Genomic DNA, 21,131 nt, shown 5'->3' with positions numbered 1-21,131 from the left:
GTGTTATGCGTATCTCAACTCGCAAATATCTGATCGCGACCGCACTCGGGGCCGACGCCATCGGTTCGCTGGCCTGCGCACTGATCGTGCCGGGCACGCCCGCTCGTGCGCAGTTCACGGTGTTCGATCCGAGCAACTACAGCCAGAATCTGCTCACCGCTGCGCGAACACTTCAGCAGGTCAACAACCAGATCCGCAGCCTGCAGAATCAGGCACAGAGCCTGATCAACCAAGCCAAGAATCTCGCCACGATCGGTTTTCCCGAGATCCAGGCCATCACCAGCACGCTCCAGCAGATCGACCAGTTGATGGGGCAGGCGCAGGGCATCCAGTTCCGTGTCGATGGCCTCGACCAGCAATTCCGTGCATTGTTCCCGCAAAGTTTTAGCCAGGCGCTGACGATGAACGGCCAAGTTGTTGCTGCTCGGACTCGGCTCGACGCTGAAATGGCAGCCTACAAACAGACGATGGGCGTGCAGGCGCAGGTCGTCGAAAATGTCCAGGCTGACGCGCAGACTCTGAACGGTATCGTATTACGAAGCCAGGGGGCCGAAGGCGCGCTGCAGGCGCAACAAGCGACCAATCAGTTGCTTGCCCTCACCGCCAAGCAGCAGTTCCAGATTCAGAACCTGATGGCGGCACAATATCGGGCGCAGACGGTCGAGCAGGCGCGCCGCGCGCAGGCCGAGATCGATGCCCGCGCGGCGACCACCAAGTTCCTCGGTTCCGGCTCGGCCTACAGCCCATTGCCCCCGGGCCAATAGGTTCGAGCCGGTGCGCGGGCAGCGGCGAATCCGCCTCGTCGCCGCTGCCGCCGCGGGGTTCGGTCCCGCTCCCCAGATCGGACCCCGCGGCCTCCTTTCCAGGATTTCTCCATGAACGACCTGAATGTCATCGATCGGTTCCTGCAGACCTTCATCCGCTACATCGACAGCGGGTTCGGCCTGCTGGGAGGCGATGTCGCTTTCCTCACCACGACCCTGATCGGCATCGATATCACGCTTGCCGGCCTGTTCTGGGCGATGGGCGGCGAGCAGGACGTGATCGGCCGCTTCATCAAGAAGGTCCTCTATATCGGCACGTTCGCGTTCATCCTGGACCGGTTCTCGACGCTGGCCGACATCATCTTCCGCTCTTTCGCCGCAGCCGGCCTGACCGCCGGCGGCGGCACGCTCTCGGCGGAGGATCTGCTGAAACCCGGCCGCCTGGCGGGCACAGGCTTCTCGGCGGCATGGCCGATGCTCGACCAGGTTTCGAAGCTGATGGGCTTCACCAGCTTCTTCGACAATTTTCTGACCATCATCGTGCTGCTGTTTGCCTGGGCGATTGTGATCATCGCCTTCTTCATTCTCGCCGTGCAGATGTTCGTGTGCATCGTCGAGTTCAAGCTGACGACGCTCGCCGGTTTCGTGCTGGTGCCGTTCGCGCTCTGGAACCGGACGAGCTTCCTCGCGGAGCGGGTGCTCGGCAACGTGGTCGGTTCGGGCATCAAGGTGATGGTGCTCGCCGTCATCGTCGGCGTCGGCTCGAACTTCTTCAGCGAATTCACCGCCGCCCTCCAGGGGCAGGAACCCGACATCGGCCAAGCCATGAGCCTTGTGTTGGCCTCGTTTACGCTGTTCGGCCTCGGCATCTTCGGTCCGGGCATGGCGTCAGGCCTCGTTGCCGGTGCTCCGCAACTGGGCGCGGGCGCTGCGCTTGGCACCACCGTTGGTGCAGCTAGTGTCGTAGCACTTGGTGGTGGCGCCGCTATGGGCGCCGCTCGTGCGGTCGGCGGTGCTGCGCTCGGTGCGATCCGGGCCGGCACGACAATGGGTTCGGCGGCGTCTGCCGCGTACCAGCTCGGTCAGACCGCGGCCGGATCGTCGAGCGTAGGCGCTGGCCTCGGCGGCATGGCGCAGGCGGCGGGCAACACGATGCGCCAGAAGGCCTCGTCGGCGCTGGGATTGAGCGAGGCTGCCGAGCGTGGCCGTGGCGCCGCCTGGTCTGCACTCAACGGCGGTTCCGGCGCTAACGGATCCACGCCAGGCGCTTCCGCTGAGGGCGCGCCGCCCTGGGCACAGTCGCTGCGTCGCCAGCAGGACGCCCGTCACCACCGCCACATCGCCATGCAGACGCTGAAGGAAGGCGATCGCGGCGGCGCATCCGCCACCCCCGACATCAAGGAAAGGGAAGATTGAGCCATGATCTTCATATCCTGTGCGCTTTAAGCGCGCCGTTCAGCGCTACGCGCAGACGCCTGAGCCCGAGACGCCCTATCAACGCGCCGGGCAGGTCTGGGATGACCGCATCGGGTCGGCCCGTGTGCAGGCCCGCAACTGGCGATTGATGGCCTTCGGCACGCTGTCGCTGTCGACCGCCATGTCGGCCGCGCTGATCTGGCAGTCGCTGCAAAGCCGCGTCACGCCCTATGTCGTCGAGGTCGATCGGCTGGGCGAAGCCCGGGCCGTGACCGAAGCCGAAGCGGGCTACCGCCCCACCGATCCCCAGATTGCCTGGCATCTGGCGAAGTTCATCGAGAATGTTCGCGGCGTCTCGCTCGATCCGGTGTTGATGCGGCGCAATTGGCTCTCGGCCTTTGACTTCACTACAACGCGCGGAAGCCAGCTTCTCAGCGACTATGCGCGCGCGGCGGACCCGTTCGCCAGGATCGGCCAGCGAGCCGTGTCAATTCAGGTGACCAGCGTCGTCCGGGCATCGGATCGCTCCTTCCAGGTGAAGTGGACGGAGACGGCGTATGAGCGCGGGAACGCGGCAGGCACCTCGCACTGGACCGGCATCCTGACGATCCTGACCAAACCGCCGGTCTCGGCCGACACGCTCCGCAAGAACCCGCTCGGCATCTACGTCGACGCGATCGATTGGAGCCGTGAACTCGAGCCCGCAGCGTTGCCTGCTTCGACGCGCATCGCCCCGCCGCTCAGCAGTGTGCCGCTCGGCTCGCCGCTCGACCAAAACCTTGGCGCTCAACCCACAGACAATACGGAGACGCAGCCATGACGAGACCCTTCGCAACCGCCGCGCTGCTGGTGCCTTGCCTGATCGTTGCCGAAGCCCACGCGGGCGCAACTTCGCCCCGCGATTATGCCGGGCACGTTCCCTCGCCGATTGTCGGCGCCGACGAGGGGTCTACGAACGCTCCTGTCGTGCAGGGCTCCGTCAACGCCGTGCAGACATATCCGTTCGCCGACGGTGCCATCTACGCCGTCGCCACGGCACCGGAGCGGGTAACCGACATCGCCTTGCAGCCGGGCGAAGCGCTGGTCGCGGTAGCCAGCGGCGACACGGCGCGCTGGGTGATCGGCGATACCACCAGTGGTGCTGCTGCGGAACGGCGGACGCACGTGCTGGTCAAACCGTTCAGCGCGGGCCTCTCGACCAACCTCGTCATCACCACCGACCGGCGCACCTATCATCTCAACCTGACCAGCAGGACCAAGGTGGCAATGGTTGCGCTATCCTGGACTTATCCGCAGGATGCGCTGATCGCCTTGAAGCGCGCCGCAGCAACGGCCGAGGCGGTTGCACCGGTGGCGGCCGGAATCGAGGTCGAGCAGTTGCACTTCGATTATGTCGTGTCGGGCGATCGACCAGCCTGGCGGCCACTTCGTGCTTTCGACGACGGGCGGCAGACCTTCATCGAGTTCCCAGCGACGCTGGCCGTCGGCGAGGCACCCCCCATCTTCCTGGTGGACGGAAAGGGCGAGGCTCAGCTCGTCAACTATCGGGTGAAGGATCGCTTCTATGTGATCGATCGGATCTTCGACATCGCCGAACTTCGCCTCGGCACGAAGCATCAGCAAATCGTCCGCATTCGCCGCGTGGCGGAAGGCGCGCCTGACCGGAGGGAATCATGACCGCCGAGGCAGTCTTCCCGCCGGCACCCGAAGCCCCGGCCATCCCGACCAAGGTGGATCCGGAGACGCTGGCGCTGCGCGCGCAGCCTGCGCGGGCGATCCGCTTCAAGCGCGGCGCTATCATAGCCGTCGCAGCGCTCGGCTCGACCAGCCTGGCCGCGACGGCGTGGGTAGCCCTTCGGTCTACTGACCTGCACCTCGCGGCACCGGCAGACACCCCGCCTGCAGCCGCGAAGGCGCCTACCGAGACTCTCAACCGCCTGCCGGGCGGCTATGGGGACGTACCGAAGCTTGGCCCGCCGTTGCCCGGCGACCTTGGCCGGCCCATCCTCGAGCATCAGCGCGCCATGGCTATCGCGCCGCCAGTGGAGAGCGGGACGCCGCATGTCGATCAGGCCGCCGTAACCGAACGCGATCGAAGGGCGGCAGAACTGAGGGCAGCGCGCGAGTCGGGAGTTCTAGTGCAGTCTGGCAATCGCACCGATCCGGTCCGCATCGCCGATGCAACGCCATCCTCGCCACCCGTCCCGGCAACTGACCCGCCGCGACTCGTGATCGATTCCGATCGAGATCCCAATGCGCAGCAGCGTAAGGCTGACTTCGTAGCCGCGCGCGACACCAGCGGCGATGTCAACGGGCATCGGTTGAGTCCGCCCGCGTCACCGAACATGCTGTTCGCTGGCAGCATCATCGCGGCCAGCCTGATCACCGGGCTGCGGTCCGACTTGCCCGGTCTGGTCACCGCCCAGGTAACGGAGAGGGTATTCGACAGCGCGACCGGCAACATCCTTCTCATCCCGCAGGGAGCGCGGCTGATCGGCAGCTATGATAGCGTCGCAGCCTTTGGGCAGAAGCGCGCGCTAGTGGTGTGGCAGCGGATCATCTTCCCGGACGGCAGTTCGATCCGGCTCGACAATATGCCCGCAACCGACTCATCAGGCTATTCCGGGCTCGCCGACAAGGTGGATTTCCACACCTGGGCGCTGCTCAAAGGCGTCACGATTTCGACCCTGCTCGGCGTAGGCTCAAACGTAACCTTCTCCGGCGAGAGCGATCTCGTACAGGCGATTCGCCAATCCACACAGCAGAACGTCTCGCGTGCCGGTGATCAGATCACGTCACGCAACCTACAGATCCAGCCGACCATCACGATCCGACCCGGCGCGCCGGTCCGGCTGGTCGTTCACCGCGATCTCATCCTCGCGCCGTGGCGCGGTTAGGAGAACAATATGGTAGATCTCAAACTCGCGCGCATCCCTGATCGGACCCCGGTCAAGCTCACCATCACGGTGCTGCCCGAGCTGCATCTCGCGCTTGGCGACTATGCGCGCGTTTACGCAGAGACCTATGGCCGCGAAGAGCCTGTCGCGGAGCTGATCCCGGCAATCCTCTCGACCTTTCTTGACAGCGACCGCGGCTTTGCCCGGGCGCGCGAGGCACTCGCACGCGAGAGGGCGAAATGACCCCGCCCGAGGAAGTCGACCGGCTATTGCGGATCGACGAAGTGAAGCGACGCGTAGGGCTGGGCAAGACAATGATCTACCGCCTCATTCGGCAGCAGCGATTTCCTGCACCCTACAAATTATCGCCTTTCACGGCTCGCTGGAGCCAGCGTGAGGTGGTCGAATGGATCGACCGGGTCAAGGATGGCTTCGAGGGGAAGAAACGCCGCTGGTAGGGTAGGGTAGGGTAGGGTAGGGTGGAGTAGGGTTCTGGAAGAAACTACAGTATCACAACATTAAAGTGCAAACGTATGTGGCGGCAAACTCGCCGCGCTATTTGGCGGGCACGTCCGCCCCGGTTCGCGCGCAGGATGGTTGATTGGGAAAGATGCCCACGGGCAATCAATCGGTTGCCAGGAGGTCGCCCGCCTCTGCGGTCAATCGTAAGACGACACCGCGATCAGGTTGCCGTCGGGATCACGCACATAGACCGAACGGATGGGACCCTGCGCTCCACCACGTCTGACTGAAGTCGTGAGCATGGGTCGGCCGCCGCCTGGGTCAGACGTCGCGCCTTTCGGGCGGTGCTCAGGTTCGCTTCGAGTATATTGGCGCGCAGGAAGATACGGGCCTGCTAGGTCCGTGATCGATCCGCCGATATCGCCCTTGATCGCATGCAGGGCCTTGAGATCGCAACTAGGATATTGCGACGCCGACGCTCGCGCGTTGGCGCCTGCCGCCGCTATGACCAATGCTGCCACAACCAGAACTTTCATCATACACTCCGCGACGCGCCGAAATCTACGTTCTGGCCGCACCTACAATCGGCAGCCTGAACGGCTGCGAGGCTGGTGATATCGCTTCGCCGCGATCGAACGGCCCGCGGAATGCCGCAGGCGTTCTCAGAGCAAGCCGAAATTGGGAATGGTCGGCGGAAGGCTCCGCCGCCCAAGGTTAACTCTACCGCGATCCACCATGATACGCTTCTTCGGGGCGCACCGGGGTTAGAGTCGTCACTTCAATGAAGTAGCCGCCCTTCGCTCGAAAGTAGAAAGACCATGCGCCATGCGTTTCGTGAGGCGCTTGGGTCTCCCAACCGTCTTCGTTCAGGCGCGCATACATGGCATCGACGGCTTCGCGAGACTGTTGGATGAAGCCGATATGCAAAATGTCGAGCTGCTTAGGATAGTCAAAGCCGTCTAGTTTTCTATCAAAATGATTGATGATCAGCACAAGATCATCATCGTCCTGCATGATCGCTGCCGCTTATGGGCCTGCCCCGATGTGCGGGGTCAGCGGACGTCCCGTCTCCACTAACATCCGTGAACTTCCTATTTCGGTTCGACAGGCACTGAGGCATCGGGTCGCGGACCGTGGCCAGCCGTTTAACGTCAGCGATGCCCTCCCGTCTGGTCAGGAGCGCCGCCCGTTCATGCGGCTTATCTGCGGTTACTCGACACCTGAAGGCTACATCGTGGAACGGGAGCAAGGTGGACGCGGGTACAATATCGGCAAGATCGTCTTCGTGAAGACAGATACCGGCTACGTGGAACGCCGATAGTCGCCATCAATCTGGCCGCCATGGGCTATGGCGGGTATTCCCATTGGGATCGAGTTTCGAGAACGAAAGCGCTGTCTGAAAACTCATTGCACGCGATGAAAAGAGACAGAGTTGATAAGATAAGTCGGTGGTGTCGACTACCCGAATTGGTGCAGACCTGTAATATGGTTCTCAGGCGAGGAAAGACGGATTTCTGGGGAAGTGGCCCGGAGGGCAGGCACGCCGGCGGGTTCAGCTTTCATGCGCTAACGGCAAATCCGCCCGAAGAAGAAGTTCGGCAACACAGCCATGACGAAGCTCACTTCGTGCTGGTGCTGGCCGGCGGCTATATGTCGTCAGCCGCAGGCGCTCCGATGGTGTCCGACACGCCAGTCCTAATTTATAACCCACCCGGCACCACCCATCAGGATCGCTTTCACGGTGGTAGGGGGCGCTTCCTCGCAATCTCCGGCGGGACAAGTCGCGAAGCCGCTGCGCTTTGCTTGCGCGACCCCTATGCGTATCGACTTGCCCACCACCTCGCGCAACAGTTTGACGGTGCTTCGCTATTCACGCTCGAAGCCTGCGCTTTGCAGCTTCATGCCATCGTATCCCCATTGTCATCGGACGAAGCACGAGCCGCAAGTCGTCCGCCAAGCTGGCTGAACCGTGCGGTGGAGAAGATCTTCACCAGCAACGATCCCGACCTGTCGGTAGCGTCGGTCGCCTCGGACGTAGGAGTCCACCCTGTCCACCTGGCTCGGGTGTTTCGACGCTTTCTCGGCTGTTCCCCCGGCGAGTACCTGCGTGGTCATCGACTGGAACGTGCGGCGGCCATGCTCGGGAGGGGCGTCGCTTCGCTTGCCGATATCGCCCAGGCAGCCGGCTTCGTCGATCAAGCCCACCTCACTCGGACGTTCCGGTCCCGCTTCGACACCACCCCCGCTCAGTGGCGCAAGTCGCGCCATGTTGCGCGGATACAAGACACGGACGGCAACCTACGTCAGGACGATGCTACCTTTCTTCAGGAACCTTGGTCGTGATCTTCCCTAAAGCTGCCGTCATCGTCCTTGGAGGCATCGCGCTGTGTGCTGCCTCTCCGTCATCGCAAATTAACCCGTCCTTTGACGCTGTTCTAACCTCTTTCGATCATGACGAACATCCCGACTTGCGCGGCGTCGTCGTGCTGCGCAACGGACGTGTCGTTGCGGAGCGCTACTATAACGGCGAGACGGCGAACGACCTCCACGACATCCGCTCGGCCGGGAAGAGCGTCACAGCGCTGCTCGTGGGCATAGCGATCGATCGGGGCAAGATACGCAGCGTAGACGATACCGTAGCCACCTATTGGCCTGAGGCCCGCGGCAGTGCGATCGGCGATGTCAGCCTCGCGAACGTCCTCACGATGCGGTCCGGACTGGCCGCGTTCGATGAAGACCCGGCGTCGCCCGGCAATGAGGACAAGCTCGATGTGGCACCCGATCCCTTGGCCTTTCTGCGCTCAATACCCCGCGTCGATCGGCCCGGATCGAGGTATCGCTACAATTCGCTCACGGCCTACACCGCCGGTATCGTCGTGACGAAGGCGACCGGACGCTCGCTGGACGATTTTGCTCGAAGGTCGCTGTTCGCACCTCTTGGCATTCGTCGCTGGCAGTGGGCGTCGGATGCCGCCGGTTTCACCAAGGGCCAAGGCAATCTGTCTCTCACCACCCGCGAGTTCGCAACGATCGGTGAGATGGTGCGCGGGGACGGCGTGTATCATGGCCGGCGGATCGTCAGCGCGAGCTGGATACGATCCGCTCTGGCCCCCAAGGTCGCCATATCCCGGAACGACCCTTATGCCGATGGCTACGGCTATTTCTGGTATTCCAAGGTCCAGCAGATCGGCGGCAAGCCGGTCCCAGTCTCCTTCGCGTCGGGCAATGGCGGCAACAAGATATATGTGATCCCCAGCCACCACATGGTAGTCGCCATCACCTCCAGCGCCTATGGCCACGGTTATGGACAAAGGCGTTCGCAAGCGATCCTGCAAGCAATCCTTTCGGCGGACCAGCCTTCGTGACGCGCGATATGGATCCGCGTGAAAAGATAGGCTATCCTAGCGGGTATTTTCACGTCTTCCCAAAAACGAAGGATGGCCAGGACGGCTGACTGTCGCAAAGCACACTGGTTTGAATGCGCACCATATGGCGGCAACCTCGCCGCGCTATTTGACGGGCACCTCTACGCCGGTTCTCGCGGAGGATTGAATATCTGGAAATGCCAAGCGGTAGCTCTTTGTACAATCCGACGCTCCAAAATCGTCGCTGATTGTGTATATTGCCTCCTGAATGGTCCAGCGATGATCGAGAGCGCTGCCTCTGTGGCGCTTGTCGCTATAGCACCGACCCTGCGCCGCTGAACGTGCGCATCTGCCATTGCCATCGTTGCCAGAAGTAGACGGGTACCGCCTTCTACGCGCGTGTCATGGTGCCCTTGGCTGCGCTCGCCATTAGGCCCTGTAGGATGGCGAGCGCCAACAGCGGCATACGTCGAGGCCAACGTGCAAGATGAATCACATCTCTCGCATACAGCGTATCCCGCTTATAGGCGCCAAGTCTCGGAAGAGACGACAATTTGTGTTGGTCACTTTGATTCTCCTGAAGTTTCTGCGACGGGCCAACCGTCCGTGCCCCAGCGCACCGAGGCGATACGCAGCGTTGGCGCACCGTCCTTTTCTCGATCGTACGCGTGATAGACGACATAGTCGTGCCCATCCTTGTCATGCAGCCAGCCCGGATGACCGGGGCCGCGGAAGCGCTGCTGTTCTTGCAGATCGGCACGCAGGAAGATCGTACCGCCGCCCTCCATCAGCTTGCTGCCATCCTTGCCGAGATAAGGGCCGGTAATCTTCTCGGCCCGCCCGATCACCGTGTAGTAGGTACTGTTAACGCCCTTGCAGCAATAGTCGTAGGACACGAGCAGGTAATAGAAGCCGCCATGCGGCACGATGAACGGCGCCTCGACAGGTGCCGGACCGCCTGCAGGTGCCGGCCGCCGCGCTAGCGAATAGGGTTTTGTCTTAGCATCTGCCGGTTTGCCCGTTGTCGAATCCAGCTTGAAGAGCTTGATGCCACTCCAGAAGCTACCGAGCGTCAGCCAATGCTGCCCATGTGCGTCGGTAACGAAATTCGGATCAATCGCGTTGAAATCATCGGACGGAAAAGACTGCACCACCAGCCCTTCGTCGCGCCATTTGAAGGAAGGGGACCTAGGATCGAGGGTGGCGTTGGTCGCCAAACCGATCGCTGAGCGGTTCGATCCGAAGGTCGAGACCGAATAGTATAGGCGCCAGCGTCCGCCCGCGAAACTGATGTCGGGTGCCCACATGCCCCCAGCGCCTGGAACCGCCTTGGTAGCCCAGTCCGGCATGGTGGTGAACACAGGCGGGCCGGCAGTCCAATGGATCAGATCCTTGGAGGTTCTGGTCTCCACCAGGCGATTGCCGTGACCGGTCGAGAACACGTGATAGGTGTCACCCTCGCGCGCGATTACCGGATCATGCGTCGGCACCAGATCGCCGGTGAGCTGTGCATTGATCGTGGTCCCAGGGGCCGTGGTCACCTGAGCGAGGGCGGCATTGGTCACCATCAGCAGGCAAGCGGCGGGCAGCAGACCAAAGAGCATCATAAGAGACCTCCAGGAGAGAAAACAGAAACTCGGCGCGCGGCGCATGCGCCTGGGGCTTTGCGCAGCCTTATTGCAGGTCTAGCACCACGACCGACTTGGCGGGCAGCGTGACGCGGAGCGTGCTGCCGCTCAGTTGTGCGCCGCCGAATTGAGCAGGCTTTACCGTTTCCGGTGCTTCGAAGCTGTTGTGCGCAGTCATTGCCGGCGCGGTCAGCACCCGTCCAGAGACGTTGGTGACGACCACTCCGTTCAGCGTTACCGTAACCGTGTTTGACCGGTTGGGATCAAGGTTGGACAGGCCGATATGCACGCGGCCGTCTTTGCTGCGGACCGCAGAGCCGCTGACGGCCGGCATCACGAACGAATTCTTGTGGTACCATGGTGCATCGATCTTCATCGGCAACAGCTTGGCGTCCTGCCACGGCTTGTACATTTCAAAGACGTGGTAGGTGGGCGTTAGCACCATCTTGCTGCCGTCCGTCAGAATCATCGCCTGCAGCACGTTCACCATCTGCGCAATCGCGCTCATCCGAACGCGATCCGCATGCTTGGCGAAGATGTCGAGATGGATGGAAGCAATAAGCGCGTCGCGAAGCGTGTTCTGCTGGCGCAGGAAACCCGGGTGAGTACCGGGATCCTGCGCATACCAGGCGCCCCATTCGTCCACTGCCAAAAACACTCGCTTTTGCGGATCATATTTGTCCATGATTGCACTGTGTTTGGTAATCAGTTCGTCCATGTGCCAAGCACCTGCCAGCGCATCGGCCCAGCCGGATTCATCGAAATTGACGGGGTCGGCCTTGGGCGGCCAGCCGCCCTGTGGAAGCGTGTAGTAATGGAGCGACAGCGCGTCGAGCAGGGGCGCGGCCTCTCGCATCATGGTTTCGGTCCAGCGATAATCGTCGACATTCGCGCCGGCCGCGATCTTCAGAATCTTGGTGCCGGCCGGTGCCTTGATGAAGGTCGCGTAGCGCCGCGTTTCATCGGCGGCGAACTCCGGCCGCATGTTGCCGCCACACCCCCACAACTCGTTGCCGATGCCGAAATACGGAACCGCCCAAGGCGCCTTGTGGCCGTTCTTTGCACGCTCTTCGGCAAGCGATCCGGCGGGTGCCGTCATATACTCAACCCATTCCGCCATCTCGCGCGCGGTGCCGTTACCGACATTCCCGGCAACATACGCTTCGGCGTTTAGCTGGCGAAGCAGTTCGAAGAACTCATGCGTGCCCACTTCATTCGGCTCCGTCACGCCACCCCAATGCGTATTGACCTTGACCGGGCGCTGTTTCTGCGGACCGATGCCCTCGCGCCAATGGTACTCGTCGGCGAAGCAGCCGCCGGGCCAGCGGACTACGGGCACTGCCAGGGCACGCAGCGCTGCCACCACATCGTTGCGGAAGCCGTTCGTATTCGGGATCTTGGAGTCCCTGCCGACCCACAGCCCGCCATAGATGCCGTTACCCAGATGCTCCGCAAACTGTGTGAAGATGCGCCGATCATAGGTAGGGGCGGCGGGATCCGCCTCCACCTCTGCCATCACTGTACCAGCGGCAGGGGGCTGCGCTCGTGTCGGCGAGGTCTGGGCGGTGGCTGCCAGTGGCGTGCTCGACAGCAATATTGCGAGCATCGTGCGGCGTAACCTTCCAAACATCCTTCTCTCCCATCTTACGGTTCTGCCATCGTCAGTTTAGGACGCCGCAGCCAGTTGCGCGAAGCGGTCAGAGCCCGCCTTCAGTCGTGAAATTCGTCAACAGTCTCGCGGTGCCCGCGCAGAAACGCATCGGCGACCAGTTGGAGCGGAGCGGTGTCGACGTCGCGCACGCCGTCACGTACCAACTCCGCGAAATGCGCGTACAGGCCCGCATATTCGCGATCCTCTCCGGCCTGCGTGCCTTCAGGCGTGGTCAACACTGCGCCGCCCTTTGCCAAGGTCAAGGTGCCGCCATCCGTCTCGACAATGATGTCCCAGCTTTGCGGGCCCGTCTGGCGCCAATCGAGGTCCATGTGCACCGGTGTTCCGTCTCCCGTCTCGAACTGCAGGTCGGCCGCGATAGGCGCGGCGCGATTCGCCGGCAGCGATAGCCTTGCGCTTGTCAGGAAGAAGGGCGGAAGAATATGCGTTGCAATCGACAGCGCATTGATTCCGGGATCGAACACGCCCAGCCCCCCTGGCTCCCAGATCCAGTCCTGCCCCGGATGCCAGACGCGAACATCCTCCCGCCACACGATCGAGGCGCGTTTGACGTTGCGTTCGCTCAGCCAATGCCGCGCCTGCGCGACTCCTCCCGCGTACCGCGAATGCCAACTCGCGAACAGAGTGACGCCGGCCGCTTCTGCGTTCCGGTCGAGCAGCGCAACTTCCGCGAGCGTCGCACCGGGAGGCTTCTCGAGGAAAACATGTTTGCCCGCAGCGATCGCCTGAGCAGCCAGCGTGTAGCGGACCTGTGGCGGCGTGCAGAGCGCCACCGCATCAATCGCAACGTCCGCAGCGAGCAATTCGCCTAATGTCTCGAAGTGCGGCAGCTTGTTGATCGACTCGTTGCGCGAACTCACGGTAGCCACAAGATTGAAGGCGCAGTTTGCCCTGATCGATGGCAGATGCTGATCGTGCGCGATTTTCCCAAGCCCCACGATCGCGATCTTGATCGGATCGGCCATCAGAGTGCCTTCACCGCAACCATTGGCGTGCCTTCGCGTGCCAGCGGGTTGCGCAGCGGCAGCGTGAACGGCGCAGCTTCGATTTCAAACACGTCGCCCTCCCGCGTGGCAATGCCGTCGCTGAAGGAGAGCGTTGCGGTACCGAAGAAATGAACGTGAACATCCCCTGGCCGCCGGAACTGGGAATACTTGAAATAGTGATACTCTAGGTTGGCAAGGCTATGCGACATATTCTCCTCTCCGAGAAGGAACGGCTTTTCCCACAACGTAGCGCCATCGCGAACGATGCGGCTTACTCCGCGCACATCCCGGGGGGGCGCGCCGACCAGCAGTTCAGGTCCCAGCGCCGCCTGGCGGAGCTTAGAATGAGCGAGCCATAGATAATTGTGTCGTTCCGTGACGTGATCGCTGAACTCGTTGGCGAGGCAAAAACCCAAGCGATGCGGCGTGCCGTCTAATCCGATCAGGTAGACACCTGCGAGCTCCGGCTCTTCGCCGCCATCTTGCGCGAACGCCGGCATCGTCAATGGTTGACCGGGGCTCACCAGCTGCGACCCGTCGCCCTTGTAGAACCACTCGGGTTGCTGCCCGATCTCGCCATCAGCAGGCTTGCCCCTCTCCAAACCGTCGAGAAACATTCGCATGGAATCGGTAGGCTTCTCCTCCACCGCCGCATCACGATGCATCTTGTCCCGACCCACGGCAGATCCGAGGTGGGTTAAGCCCGTTCCTGACATGAGCAAATGCGCTGGATCTTCGTGACTTATCGGAGAAACAAGGCGGCCTGCTTCGAACTCCGCCCTCAGGTCAATCGCAGCACCAATACCAACCTCTCGGACAACTTCCGCCAATCCGCAGCCCGAACGGATGGCGTGCAACGCCAACTCTCGCACACTCCTGATTCCTGGAACGAGGGCGGCATGGTTGTCACTGGCGGCAACTACACCGAGGGACCCGTCCTCACCTCGGCGCTGCAAGAGGCGTAAGCTCACCTTTCTATCCTTCCTGTCAACCTTTGGGCGCTCACTTGCCCCCTAAGCTCCTGCTTCGAAGCACTTCGCAAGTGGGGCGCCGGCACCTTGGCGAACACAATTGCACACTGGCCAGCGATCCAGATCGCTGTAGCGTTACGACTTAGAGGCTTGCTACCCCACCTTTACTCGGACATATTATGGTTGCTCGGGATAGGCAATATCCGTTATCCGCCTGTCACGCAGAGGCTGCGCAGAGGCGCAACGGTTACGTTGCGGATTAGCCGAACGACTACAAGCCAAAGGGTCTGCGAAGTGGACGACTCTGAGAAATGGGCTGACGATGGTGTTCGTGTCCCGACCATTCACCGGGTTCGTGCCGCAATTGCGCGCAAGCTTGGTACGGGTATACTGCGGGGGAAGGTCAAACCGGGAGAACGACTAGGAGGGGAAATCATCAATTCTGACACTCTGAAGGTATCGCGTTCCACTTATCGTGAGGTGGTAAAGGTTCTTGCCGCGAAAGGGCTTGTGGAGGCTCGAACTCGCGACGGAACACGAGTGCTGCCGAGAAAGCGGTGGAACCTGCTTGATCAGGACGTGCTCATCTGGGCATCTTCCGGCCCCGTTGACCTGCAACTGCTATTTGATTTATCGGAACTCCGCAAAATTATTGCACCAGCCGCCGCCCAAGTGGCCGCACAACGTAGGAGTCGCCAGGATCTACAGGATCTCCAGGCTGCGCTAATGGAGATGCGCAGGCAACCACTAGCTAGTGATGCCGGGCGCATAGCGCATCGAGATTTCCACCGGTTAATTGTCCTGGCGTCGAAAAATGAAGTATTTATCGCTTTGGGGCCCAGCATCGACGCTGTGATTGTCGGCACGACTGCACTTGGTCAGCATGCGCAAAGTTTATCCATCGATCCGATCACCGACCACAATCTTGTGTATGAAGCGGTAGCTAAAGGCAACGCGCTTGAAGCTGGTCGGGCCATGCAGAACCTCGTCGATTCAGCGATGGCGGAAATCGACTTTGCGGGCTTGAGGCAGCTCTGTGTCAGCGAGCGGTAGGAGCTGCAATTCATTGCAACGAACGTCTCTATACTCCGGCAAATATCGAACCGCTTTCGGCCCGAAGAAAACGGGCGGACCATCGGTCGCTAAGGGCAATCGTTTGACGCTTGAACGCCCGTTTGATGCGGTGGTGACATGAAGAGGTGGGGAGGGAGCTCGTCCCCCCGTGGGTCTGGCGCTCCACCGGGAGCAAGGGGAAGCTCGCTTAGGCCGTGACATGCAAGAGCATGGACGACCGCTTCGCGCTTCGCGTCGAGCGTCTCCATATATTTGACGCCAGATCCTCAGCACCACGTGGTCCAGCATCGCTTCGCCGAGCAGCTTCTTCAACCCGGCGTTTTCCTACCCGAGCGCCCGTGGCCGCCTGCCTCTTGCTCCTCCAAGATCGCGATGAAACTCTCTACGTTGAAACGGAGGTCAACCTCCCTGTCGCGGCCTATACTTCAAACGCCTGATCGCCATACTGGGCGTCCAGCCACCGATCGCAGCAATCCAGAGTTGAGCGCGAACGCTCAACCTTGAACGCCGCGCCGAAACGACAGACCAGCGGCTGTGAAGCCGTTCTTATTCGGCCTGTCCGAAGAGGCGCCGCCTCAGCTTGTCGCCGGCCAGCCATCGTTCCCCCAGCTCAGCTTCTGAATCTGCAGCGTGGGGGTGCCGTTCTGCTGCCGGTCATAGGCGTGGTAGACGATATAGTCGCCGTCGCTCTGCTGGAGGATCGACGCGCCGCCGCGGCCGACGAAACGACTGCCGTCGCCTTGGCCGTTGGTGAGCACCACCGTGCCGCCGCCCTGCATCATCGCCCGCCCGTCGCGATCGACATAGGGGCCGTCCGGTGCCGAGGCGCGCCCGACGACGGTGTTGTAGGTGCTCGCCGCCCCCTGGCAGCAGGAATCGAACGATACGAACAGATAGTAATAGCTGCCGTGGCGGATGATGTACGAAGCTTCGACCGCGTCCGGGGCAGGCCGCTGCGCGAGCGCCCGTGGTGCCGAATCGCCGGCAAGGCGCAGGCCGGTCGCGGGGTCGATGCGGATCAGCTTGATGCCGGACCAGAAACTGCCGAATACCAGCCACGAACGGCCGTCGGCATCGGCAAAGGCCATCGGATCGATCGCGTTGAAATCGTCGGTCGTCTGCGACTGGATCACTGGGCCCTGATCGACCCAGTTGGCGGCCGGTGCCGCCGGATCGATCTTGGTCGCGGTGGCCAGGCCGATCGCGGACTGGTTCTTGCCGAAGGTCGAAACCGAATAATAGAGGCGATACTGGCTGCCGACCTTCGAGATGTCCGGTGCCCACATGCCGGTTGCGCCCGGAACCGCGGTGCGCGCCCAGTCGGGCAACGCGAGGTAGCTGCCGCCGCGCAACGTCCAGGCGCGCATATCCGGCGCCGTGCGCAACGCCAGCAGCCCCTCCGGATCCCCGGCATTGCCGGTGGTGAACAGGTAATAGCTGTCGCCGTCCTTCAGGATCGAGGGATCGTGCACCGGGCTGACCGCGCCGCTGAGCGCGATCGGGGTCGGCGTCGGGCTGGCTGTCGGGGCCGGTGTGGGCGCTGGCGTCGGACTGGGCGTCGGCGTCGCGGCGGGCACGACGACGACCGAGGCGGGCGGCGGGCTGTCGTTGCCGCCACAGGCCGAGGCGAGCAGCAGCGCGAGCGGCGAGATGCGCTTCACGGGCAATTCCTTCCGAATGCAAAGCGGGCGGGCCGTTGGGCCCGCCCGTCAGGAGATCAGTTGAAGCTGTAGCGGGCCCCGATCGCAAAGGTGCGCGGGATCAGCACCGTGCCTAGGTTGAAGCGATCCTTGTCGCCGACATCGCCGAAGCGGTAATATTCCTGCTGCTTGGTGCGCGTCAGGTTCACCGCGTCGAATGTCAGGCCCAGGCGATCGGTGATCCGCGCGGTCAGCTGGAGATCGAGGCTGGCCTCGGCCCGGCGCCACACGCCCAGCGGGTTGGCGAACAGTCGCGACTCGTTTCGCACCTGCCAGGCGTTACGGTACACATAGGAAAGTCGCGCGCCGATCGGGCCCTTATCATAGGCGAGCGTGGCGTTGTACGAGAAGTCGGAGACGCCGAAGAAGCTCGACTGCTGCTCGCCGATCTTCTTGCCGCCATTGTCGTAGATCGGCACGTTCTGGCTCGAGTCCAGCACCGTCAGGCTGCCCTGGAAGCCCAGGCCATCGAGGAACGAGGGCAGATAGGTCGGGAAATAGGTGAGCCCCACTTCCACGCCCTTGAGCACGCCGTTCGAGGCATTGGCCGGGCGGCTGATCACGAAGTTGTTGGTGGCGCCCGCGACGATGCCGTTGTTCGGGATGAACTCCAGCTGGCTCACCGGCACCACCAGCCCCTGGATGTCGCGGCGGAAGCCGGTGACGGTGATCGCGCTGTTGCGGCCGAGATACCATTCGAGCGCCGCGTCATAGTTTTTCGACGTGGTCGGCTGGAGGCCCGCCGTGCCCGCCGAACCGCTGCCATAGCCGACATTGGTGAGGTCGCCGGTCAGCGAATAGTTCGGGTTGATGTCGCCGAAGTTCGGCCGCCGCAGCGTCTGGCCGTAATTGAAGCGGGCGCGCAGGTTCGGCAGGATGTCGTAGCGCGCGGTGAAGCTGGGCAGGAAGCGGTCCGATCCCGGCGAGGCGCGCGAGATCGCGCCGTTGTTGAAGCGATCGACGAAAACCGCGTCGGTATCCACCGCGACATAGCGCACGCCGGCCTGGAGATTGAGCGGCCGACCGAAGATGGTCAGCTGGCCGTCGGCCTGGACATAGGCGGCGGTGGTCTTTTCCTCGACGTCGAACACCCGCGTCATCGTCAGCTGGTCGGAGGTCTTGAGCCCGTAGAGCTTCCGGATCTCGTCGGCATGGGCATAGTTGTAATAGCCGTTGGCCGTCACCCAGCTGGTCGGCACGTCGCCGCGGCCTTCGAAGAAGTCCGAATTGGTGAAGCTCGCCCCGGCCGGCAGGGTGGAGAGCGGACGGCCCAGATTGGCGGCATCGGCGGTGCGCACGTCGCTCGAGGCCTTGCGATCATCGAAGCGGAAGCCGGCCTTGATCTGGCGGAGGAAGCCCTCGTCCCAGCCGTAATGGCCGTCGAGCGTGGCGGTGAAGGCGCTGCCCTTGTCGCGATTGGCGTTGTCGTAGAGCTGGGCGACGTTCCACACGCTCGGATCGGCCAGCGCCGCATCATTGTCGAAATGATAGGAAGGGATGCCGCCGCCGCCGTTGAAGTCGGCGGTGATCTGGTTCGCTACCCGGTCCGTGCGCATCGCGAAGAAGGCGGTCTTGTACGTGCTGGTCTGGTAGGCGAGGTCGGCGACGATGCCGCCGCGGCTGCCCAGGTCCCACTTGCCGTTCAGCGCATAGACGAAGCTGTCGGTCTGGCTGCGGGTATAGTCGCCGCTGTTGAAGCCGTAGACGCTGTTCGCCACGCGCGACTTCACGATGTTGGTGCCGTCATACAGCGTCGGGGCCTGCGGATTGCCCCAGAAATCGACGAAGCTGAACTGCAGGCTGTTATAGGTCTCGCCGCGAAAGCCCGAATAGAATATCTCGGCGGTGTAGACCGAGCTGCTGTTCGGCGCCCATTGGAATGCCGCATTGGCCGAGGGGCGCTCGCGCTTGCCGTACAGGTCCGAGCTGAACACCGCGTCGCGCGACAGCCAATAGGGCGTCGCGATGCCGTTGACCGGCAGGGTCGATCCGACCGCGGTGGGCAGGCCCGTCTGGGTGCCGACCTGCCAGTCGCCAACGCCTGGACCCGAGAGGAACGCGCCGGTCTTCGGGTCGGTCGCCGCCGGGAAGATGCGCTGGAAGCCGGTGAGGCCCGTGCCGGCCGGCGGGTTGAGCGTCGCAAACGGCACGAACGCGCCGGCCGTGGCCGACATGGTGCGGAACTTGGAGCGGGTGTAGCTGCCGTTCACCAGCAGGCCGACATCGCCGATGCCGGTTTCCCACCGATCGCTGATCAGCAGCGCGGCGTTCGGATTGATCTTGTCCGCTTCCTGGTCGTAGATCCCGCGAGCCAGCGCGGAGACGGCGAGGCCCTTGAAGTCGAACGGACGGCGCGTCACCACATCGACCTGGCCGGCAAGGCCGGTCTCGATCTGATCGGCCGCGCGGGTCTTGTAGACATCGACGCGCTGGATGAGGTTCGCCGAGACGTCCTGCAGCGAGAAGGACTGGCCGGCCGCCGTGAAGATGTTGCGCCCGTTGAGTGTGGTCAGCGCGTCGGGCAGACCGCGGATCTGGATGCCGGCGGCTTCGCCCTGGCCACGATCGGTGACCTGGATGCCGGTGACGCGCTGGAGCGCCTCGACCACGTTGTTGTCGGGCAGTTTGCCGACGTCCTCGGCCACGATTGAGTCGACGATCTGGGTGGATTCGCGGCGGCGGTTGAGCGCACCGACGATCGAGGCGCGCACGCCGGTGACGACGATCTCGTCGGCTACCGGGTCCTGCGGTGCCCCGGCCTGCTGCTGCGCATCCCCGCCGGAAACGAGGTTGGCCTGCGCTTCCGCCTGACCGCTGATCGCGATCGACGCTACGGAAACCGAAGCCAGAAACAGCAATTTCGACACCATCTGGTATCCTCCCCACGACTAAAGGTTCACTAAGACAGCGCTCTTGTGGCGCCATTACTCGGACTTTTGGATATCAGGATGCGTGTACGCAGCAAGCGCCGACGTGTGGTTGTACGCTATTAGTCCGGCATATTTCAGCGAAGAAGTTGCAAATTTGCCACATAGTTAGCGATAACGGCCCGAAACCACGCAATCTCGCGGCCCGAGCGCACCATCAGGAGTCACATTTATCAGAGTAATGCGGGCGCGCCTCGACTCCGGCGCAGGCCGGAGCCGAAGCGCTGCGCATTTAGCTGCGCCGCAGGGGACCGTTCGCTACCGGCGTACCGAAGACCGGCGTGCCGTCGGCCGCGTAGCGGAAATACTGCATCCGCGTGTGGCGGTTGGGGTCGAACAGTGGGTCGCCCTGGATGTGGTCATAGTCGCGGGCATGGTAGACCAGCACGTCGCGGCCACGCTCGTCGACAGTGAAGCTGTTGTGGCCCGGGCCGAAAATCTTGTGCTCAGCCGACGTCTTGAAGACCGGGACCGGCGACTTCGACCAGTTGGCCGCCTCCATCAGGTCCGCGTCGGCGCGGCAGGTAAGCATCCCCAGGCAATAGCGCGAATCGGTCGCGCTTGCCGAATAGGTCAGGAACAGCTTGCCGTTGCGGGCGAGCACCGCCGGAGCCTCGTTCACCTTGAACCCGCGGATTTCCCAGTCGAGCGTCGGCACCGACAGCCGGACCGGCTTCGCCGCTAGGGTCAGCGCCGAGGCGAGCGGGGCGAGGTAGAGGTTCGAATTGGTGTCGATGCCCGGCTCGCGCTGCGCCCAGGCCAGATAGCGCCGGCCCTTGTGGACGAAGCTGGTGGAATCCAGGTTGAAGCTGTCCCACGGGGTCTGAAGCTGGCCGAGCACCGACCAGTTGCCCGTCATCGGATCATGGCCGTCGCACACCACCGCATAGGTCCGGATGCGGAACACGTCCTCGCCACCACCGCTGGGGCCGGCAGCAAAATACATCACCCATTTGCCGTCGACGAGATGCAGTTCCGGCGCCCAGAGAAAGCCCGACATCGGTCCGCTGGCCTGATGGCGCCACAGCACGCGTTCGGGCGCGTTCGACAGGCCGGCAAGCGTACGCGAGCGGCGCAGTACCAGCCGATCATATTCGGGCACCGATCCGGTCATGTAGTACCAACCGTCGGTGTGGCGGAACACCTGCGCATCCGCACGCTGGCGCACAACCGGGTTGACGATGGTCGGCGTCGCGGCCCGGCCCAGTGCGGGGGTCGCCGAGGCGGCGGCAGCGCCAGCCAGGAAGAAACGTCGGGTAAGCATCAGGT

Annotated in this window: 20 protein-coding genes and 1 pseudogene; 12 read left to right on the top strand and 9 right to left on the bottom strand. The window is 62.8% G+C overall.

Annotated elements, in window-relative coordinates; all coding sequences use genetic code 11:
• Positions 1-5: 5 nt before the first annotated feature.
• The 7 genes from trbJ (at position 6) to ACTJKY_RS19530 (ending at position 5,535) form a co-directional block, all read left to right on the top strand.
• Positions 6-764 (top strand): P-type conjugative transfer protein TrbJ, encoded by a 759-nt coding sequence (gene trbJ, locus ACTJKY_RS19560; protein WP_440847768.1) that lies wholly within the window; start codon positions 6-8, stop codon positions 762-764.
• Between the two features lie 111 nt (positions 765-875).
• Entirely contained in the window at positions 876-2,180 is a 1,305-nt protein-coding gene (gene trbL / locus ACTJKY_RS19555) for a P-type conjugative transfer protein TrbL (RefSeq protein ID WP_440847767.1), read from the top strand.
• Positions 2,181-2,199: 19 nt separating this feature from the next.
• Entirely contained in the window at positions 2,200-3,000 is an 801-nt protein-coding gene (trbF, locus tag ACTJKY_RS19550; RefSeq protein ID WP_440847766.1) for a conjugal transfer protein TrbF, read from the top strand.
• A complete protein-coding gene (gene trbG, locus ACTJKY_RS19545) occupies positions 2,997-3,857 on the top strand; it encodes a P-type conjugative transfer protein TrbG (RefSeq protein WP_440847765.1) in 861 nt (286 codons plus the stop codon). The genes trbF and trbG overlap by 4 nt, the downstream gene beginning before the upstream one ends.
• The gene (locus ACTJKY_RS19540) at positions 3,854-5,077 is read left to right on the top strand and encodes a TrbI/VirB10 family protein (protein ID WP_440847764.1); all 1,224 of its coding nucleotides are present in this window, start codon (positions 3,854-3,856) and stop codon (positions 5,075-5,077) included. The genes trbG and ACTJKY_RS19540 overlap by 4 nt, the downstream gene beginning before the upstream one ends.
• 9 nt (positions 5,078-5,086) lie before the next feature.
• On the top strand, positions 5,087-5,320 hold the full coding sequence (locus tag ACTJKY_RS19535) for a DUF2274 domain-containing protein (protein WP_440847763.1): 234 nt from the start codon (positions 5,087-5,089) through the stop codon (positions 5,318-5,320).
• Complete coding sequence (locus tag ACTJKY_RS19530; protein ID WP_440847762.1) at positions 5,317-5,535, top strand: helix-turn-helix transcriptional regulator; 219 nt, start codon at positions 5,317-5,319, stop codon at positions 5,533-5,535. The genes ACTJKY_RS19535 and ACTJKY_RS19530 overlap by 4 nt, the downstream gene beginning before the upstream one ends.
• Before the next feature lie 201 nt (positions 5,536-5,736).
• On the opposite strand, the gene ACTJKY_RS19525 is transcribed toward ACTJKY_RS19530, so the two are convergent.
• On the bottom strand, positions 5,737-6,075 hold the full coding sequence (locus ACTJKY_RS19525; protein ID WP_440847761.1) for a hypothetical protein: 339 nt from the start codon (positions 6,073-6,075) through the stop codon (positions 5,737-5,739).
• Between the two features lie 184 nt (positions 6,076-6,259).
• Positions 6,260-6,553, bottom strand: coding sequence for a VOC family protein (locus ACTJKY_RS19520; RefSeq protein ID WP_440847760.1), 294 nt, complete (start codon positions 6,551-6,553; stop codon positions 6,260-6,262).
• Between ACTJKY_RS19520 and ACTJKY_RS19515 the strand changes: the two genes are divergently transcribed.
• The 4 genes from ACTJKY_RS19515 (at position 6,552) to ACTJKY_RS19500 (ending at position 9,281) form a co-directional block, all read left to right on the top strand.
• Complete coding sequence (locus tag ACTJKY_RS19515) at positions 6,552-6,860, top strand: hypothetical protein (protein ID WP_440847759.1); 309 nt, start codon at positions 6,552-6,554, stop codon at positions 6,858-6,860. The genes ACTJKY_RS19520 and ACTJKY_RS19515 overlap by 2 nt on opposite strands.
• A gap of 164 nt (positions 6,861-7,024) precedes the next feature.
• On the top strand, positions 7,025-7,882 hold the full coding sequence (locus ACTJKY_RS19510; RefSeq protein ID WP_440847758.1) for a helix-turn-helix transcriptional regulator: 858 nt from the start codon (positions 7,025-7,027) through the stop codon (positions 7,880-7,882).
• Entirely contained in the window at positions 7,879-8,904 is a 1,026-nt protein-coding gene (locus tag ACTJKY_RS19505; RefSeq protein WP_440847757.1) for a serine hydrolase domain-containing protein, read from the top strand. Before ACTJKY_RS19510 ends, ACTJKY_RS19505 begins: the two co-directional genes overlap by 4 nt.
• Positions 8,905-9,152: 248 nt before the next feature.
• Positions 9,153-9,281 carry a GFA family protein gene (locus ACTJKY_RS19500; protein WP_440847756.1) on the top strand — a complete coding sequence of 43 codons (129 nt, stop codon included), beginning with the start codon at positions 9,153-9,155 and terminating at the stop codon, positions 9,279-9,281.
• Between the two features lie 186 nt (positions 9,282-9,467).
• Here ACTJKY_RS19500 and ACTJKY_RS19495 read toward each other — a convergent pair whose 3' ends face one another.
• The 4 genes from ACTJKY_RS19495 to araD1 form a co-directional block, all read right to left on the bottom strand.
• Positions 9,468-10,508, bottom strand: a complete 1,041-nt coding sequence (locus ACTJKY_RS19495; protein ID WP_440847872.1) for an arabinan endo-1,5-alpha-L-arabinosidase — start codon at positions 10,506-10,508, stop codon at positions 9,468-9,470.
• A 70-nt stretch (positions 10,509-10,578) separates the two neighbouring features.
• The gene (locus ACTJKY_RS19490) at positions 10,579-12,048 is read right to left on the bottom strand and encodes an alpha-N-arabinofuranosidase (protein WP_440847871.1); all 1,470 of its coding nucleotides are present in this window, start codon (positions 12,046-12,048) and stop codon (positions 10,579-10,581) included.
• A 194-nt stretch (positions 12,049-12,242) separates the two neighbouring features.
• Entirely contained in the window at positions 12,243-13,169 is a 927-nt protein-coding gene (locus ACTJKY_RS19485) for a Gfo/Idh/MocA family protein (protein WP_440847755.1), read from the bottom strand.
• Positions 13,169-14,161 (bottom strand): AraD1 family protein, encoded by a 993-nt coding sequence (gene araD1 / locus ACTJKY_RS19480; protein ID WP_440847754.1) that lies wholly within the window; start codon positions 14,159-14,161, stop codon positions 13,169-13,171. Before araD1 ends, ACTJKY_RS19485 begins: the two co-directional genes overlap by 1 nt.
• Before the next feature lie 294 nt (positions 14,162-14,455).
• On the opposite strand from araD1, the gene ACTJKY_RS19475 reads away from it, so the two are divergent.
• The gene (locus tag ACTJKY_RS19475) at positions 14,456-15,214 is read left to right on the top strand and encodes a FadR/GntR family transcriptional regulator (protein WP_440847753.1); all 759 of its coding nucleotides are present in this window, start codon (positions 14,456-14,458) and stop codon (positions 15,212-15,214) included.
• A gap of 596 nt (positions 15,215-15,810) precedes the next feature.
• On the opposite strand, the gene ACTJKY_RS19470 is transcribed toward ACTJKY_RS19475, so the two are convergent.
• The 3 genes and pseudogenes from ACTJKY_RS19470 to ACTJKY_RS19460 all read right to left on the bottom strand — a co-directional run.
• Positions 15,811-16,896: an arabinan endo-1,5-alpha-L-arabinosidase gene (locus ACTJKY_RS19470; protein ID WP_440847752.1), complete on the bottom strand. Its 1,086-nt coding sequence runs from the start codon at positions 16,894-16,896 to the stop codon at positions 15,811-15,813.
• Positions 16,897-16,952: 56 nt separating this feature from the next.
• Entirely contained in the window at positions 16,953-19,805 is a 2,853-nt protein-coding gene (locus ACTJKY_RS19465; protein ID WP_440847295.1) for a TonB-dependent receptor, read from the bottom strand.
• 301 nt (positions 19,806-20,106) lie between these two features.
• A pseudogene (locus tag ACTJKY_RS19460) lies at positions 20,107-21,126 on the bottom strand (glycoside hydrolase family 43 protein); the annotation flags it as partial.
• Positions 21,127-21,131: the final 5 nt, after the last annotated feature.

Origin of the sequence: Sphingomonas sp. 22176 (assembly GCF_052045505.1) — a bacterium.
Classification (GTDB): domain Bacteria; phylum Pseudomonadota; class Alphaproteobacteria; order Sphingomonadales; family Sphingomonadaceae; genus Sphingomonas.
Note: the sequence above shows the minus strand (reverse complement) of the source record. Positions and strands in the feature narration are given on the sequence as shown.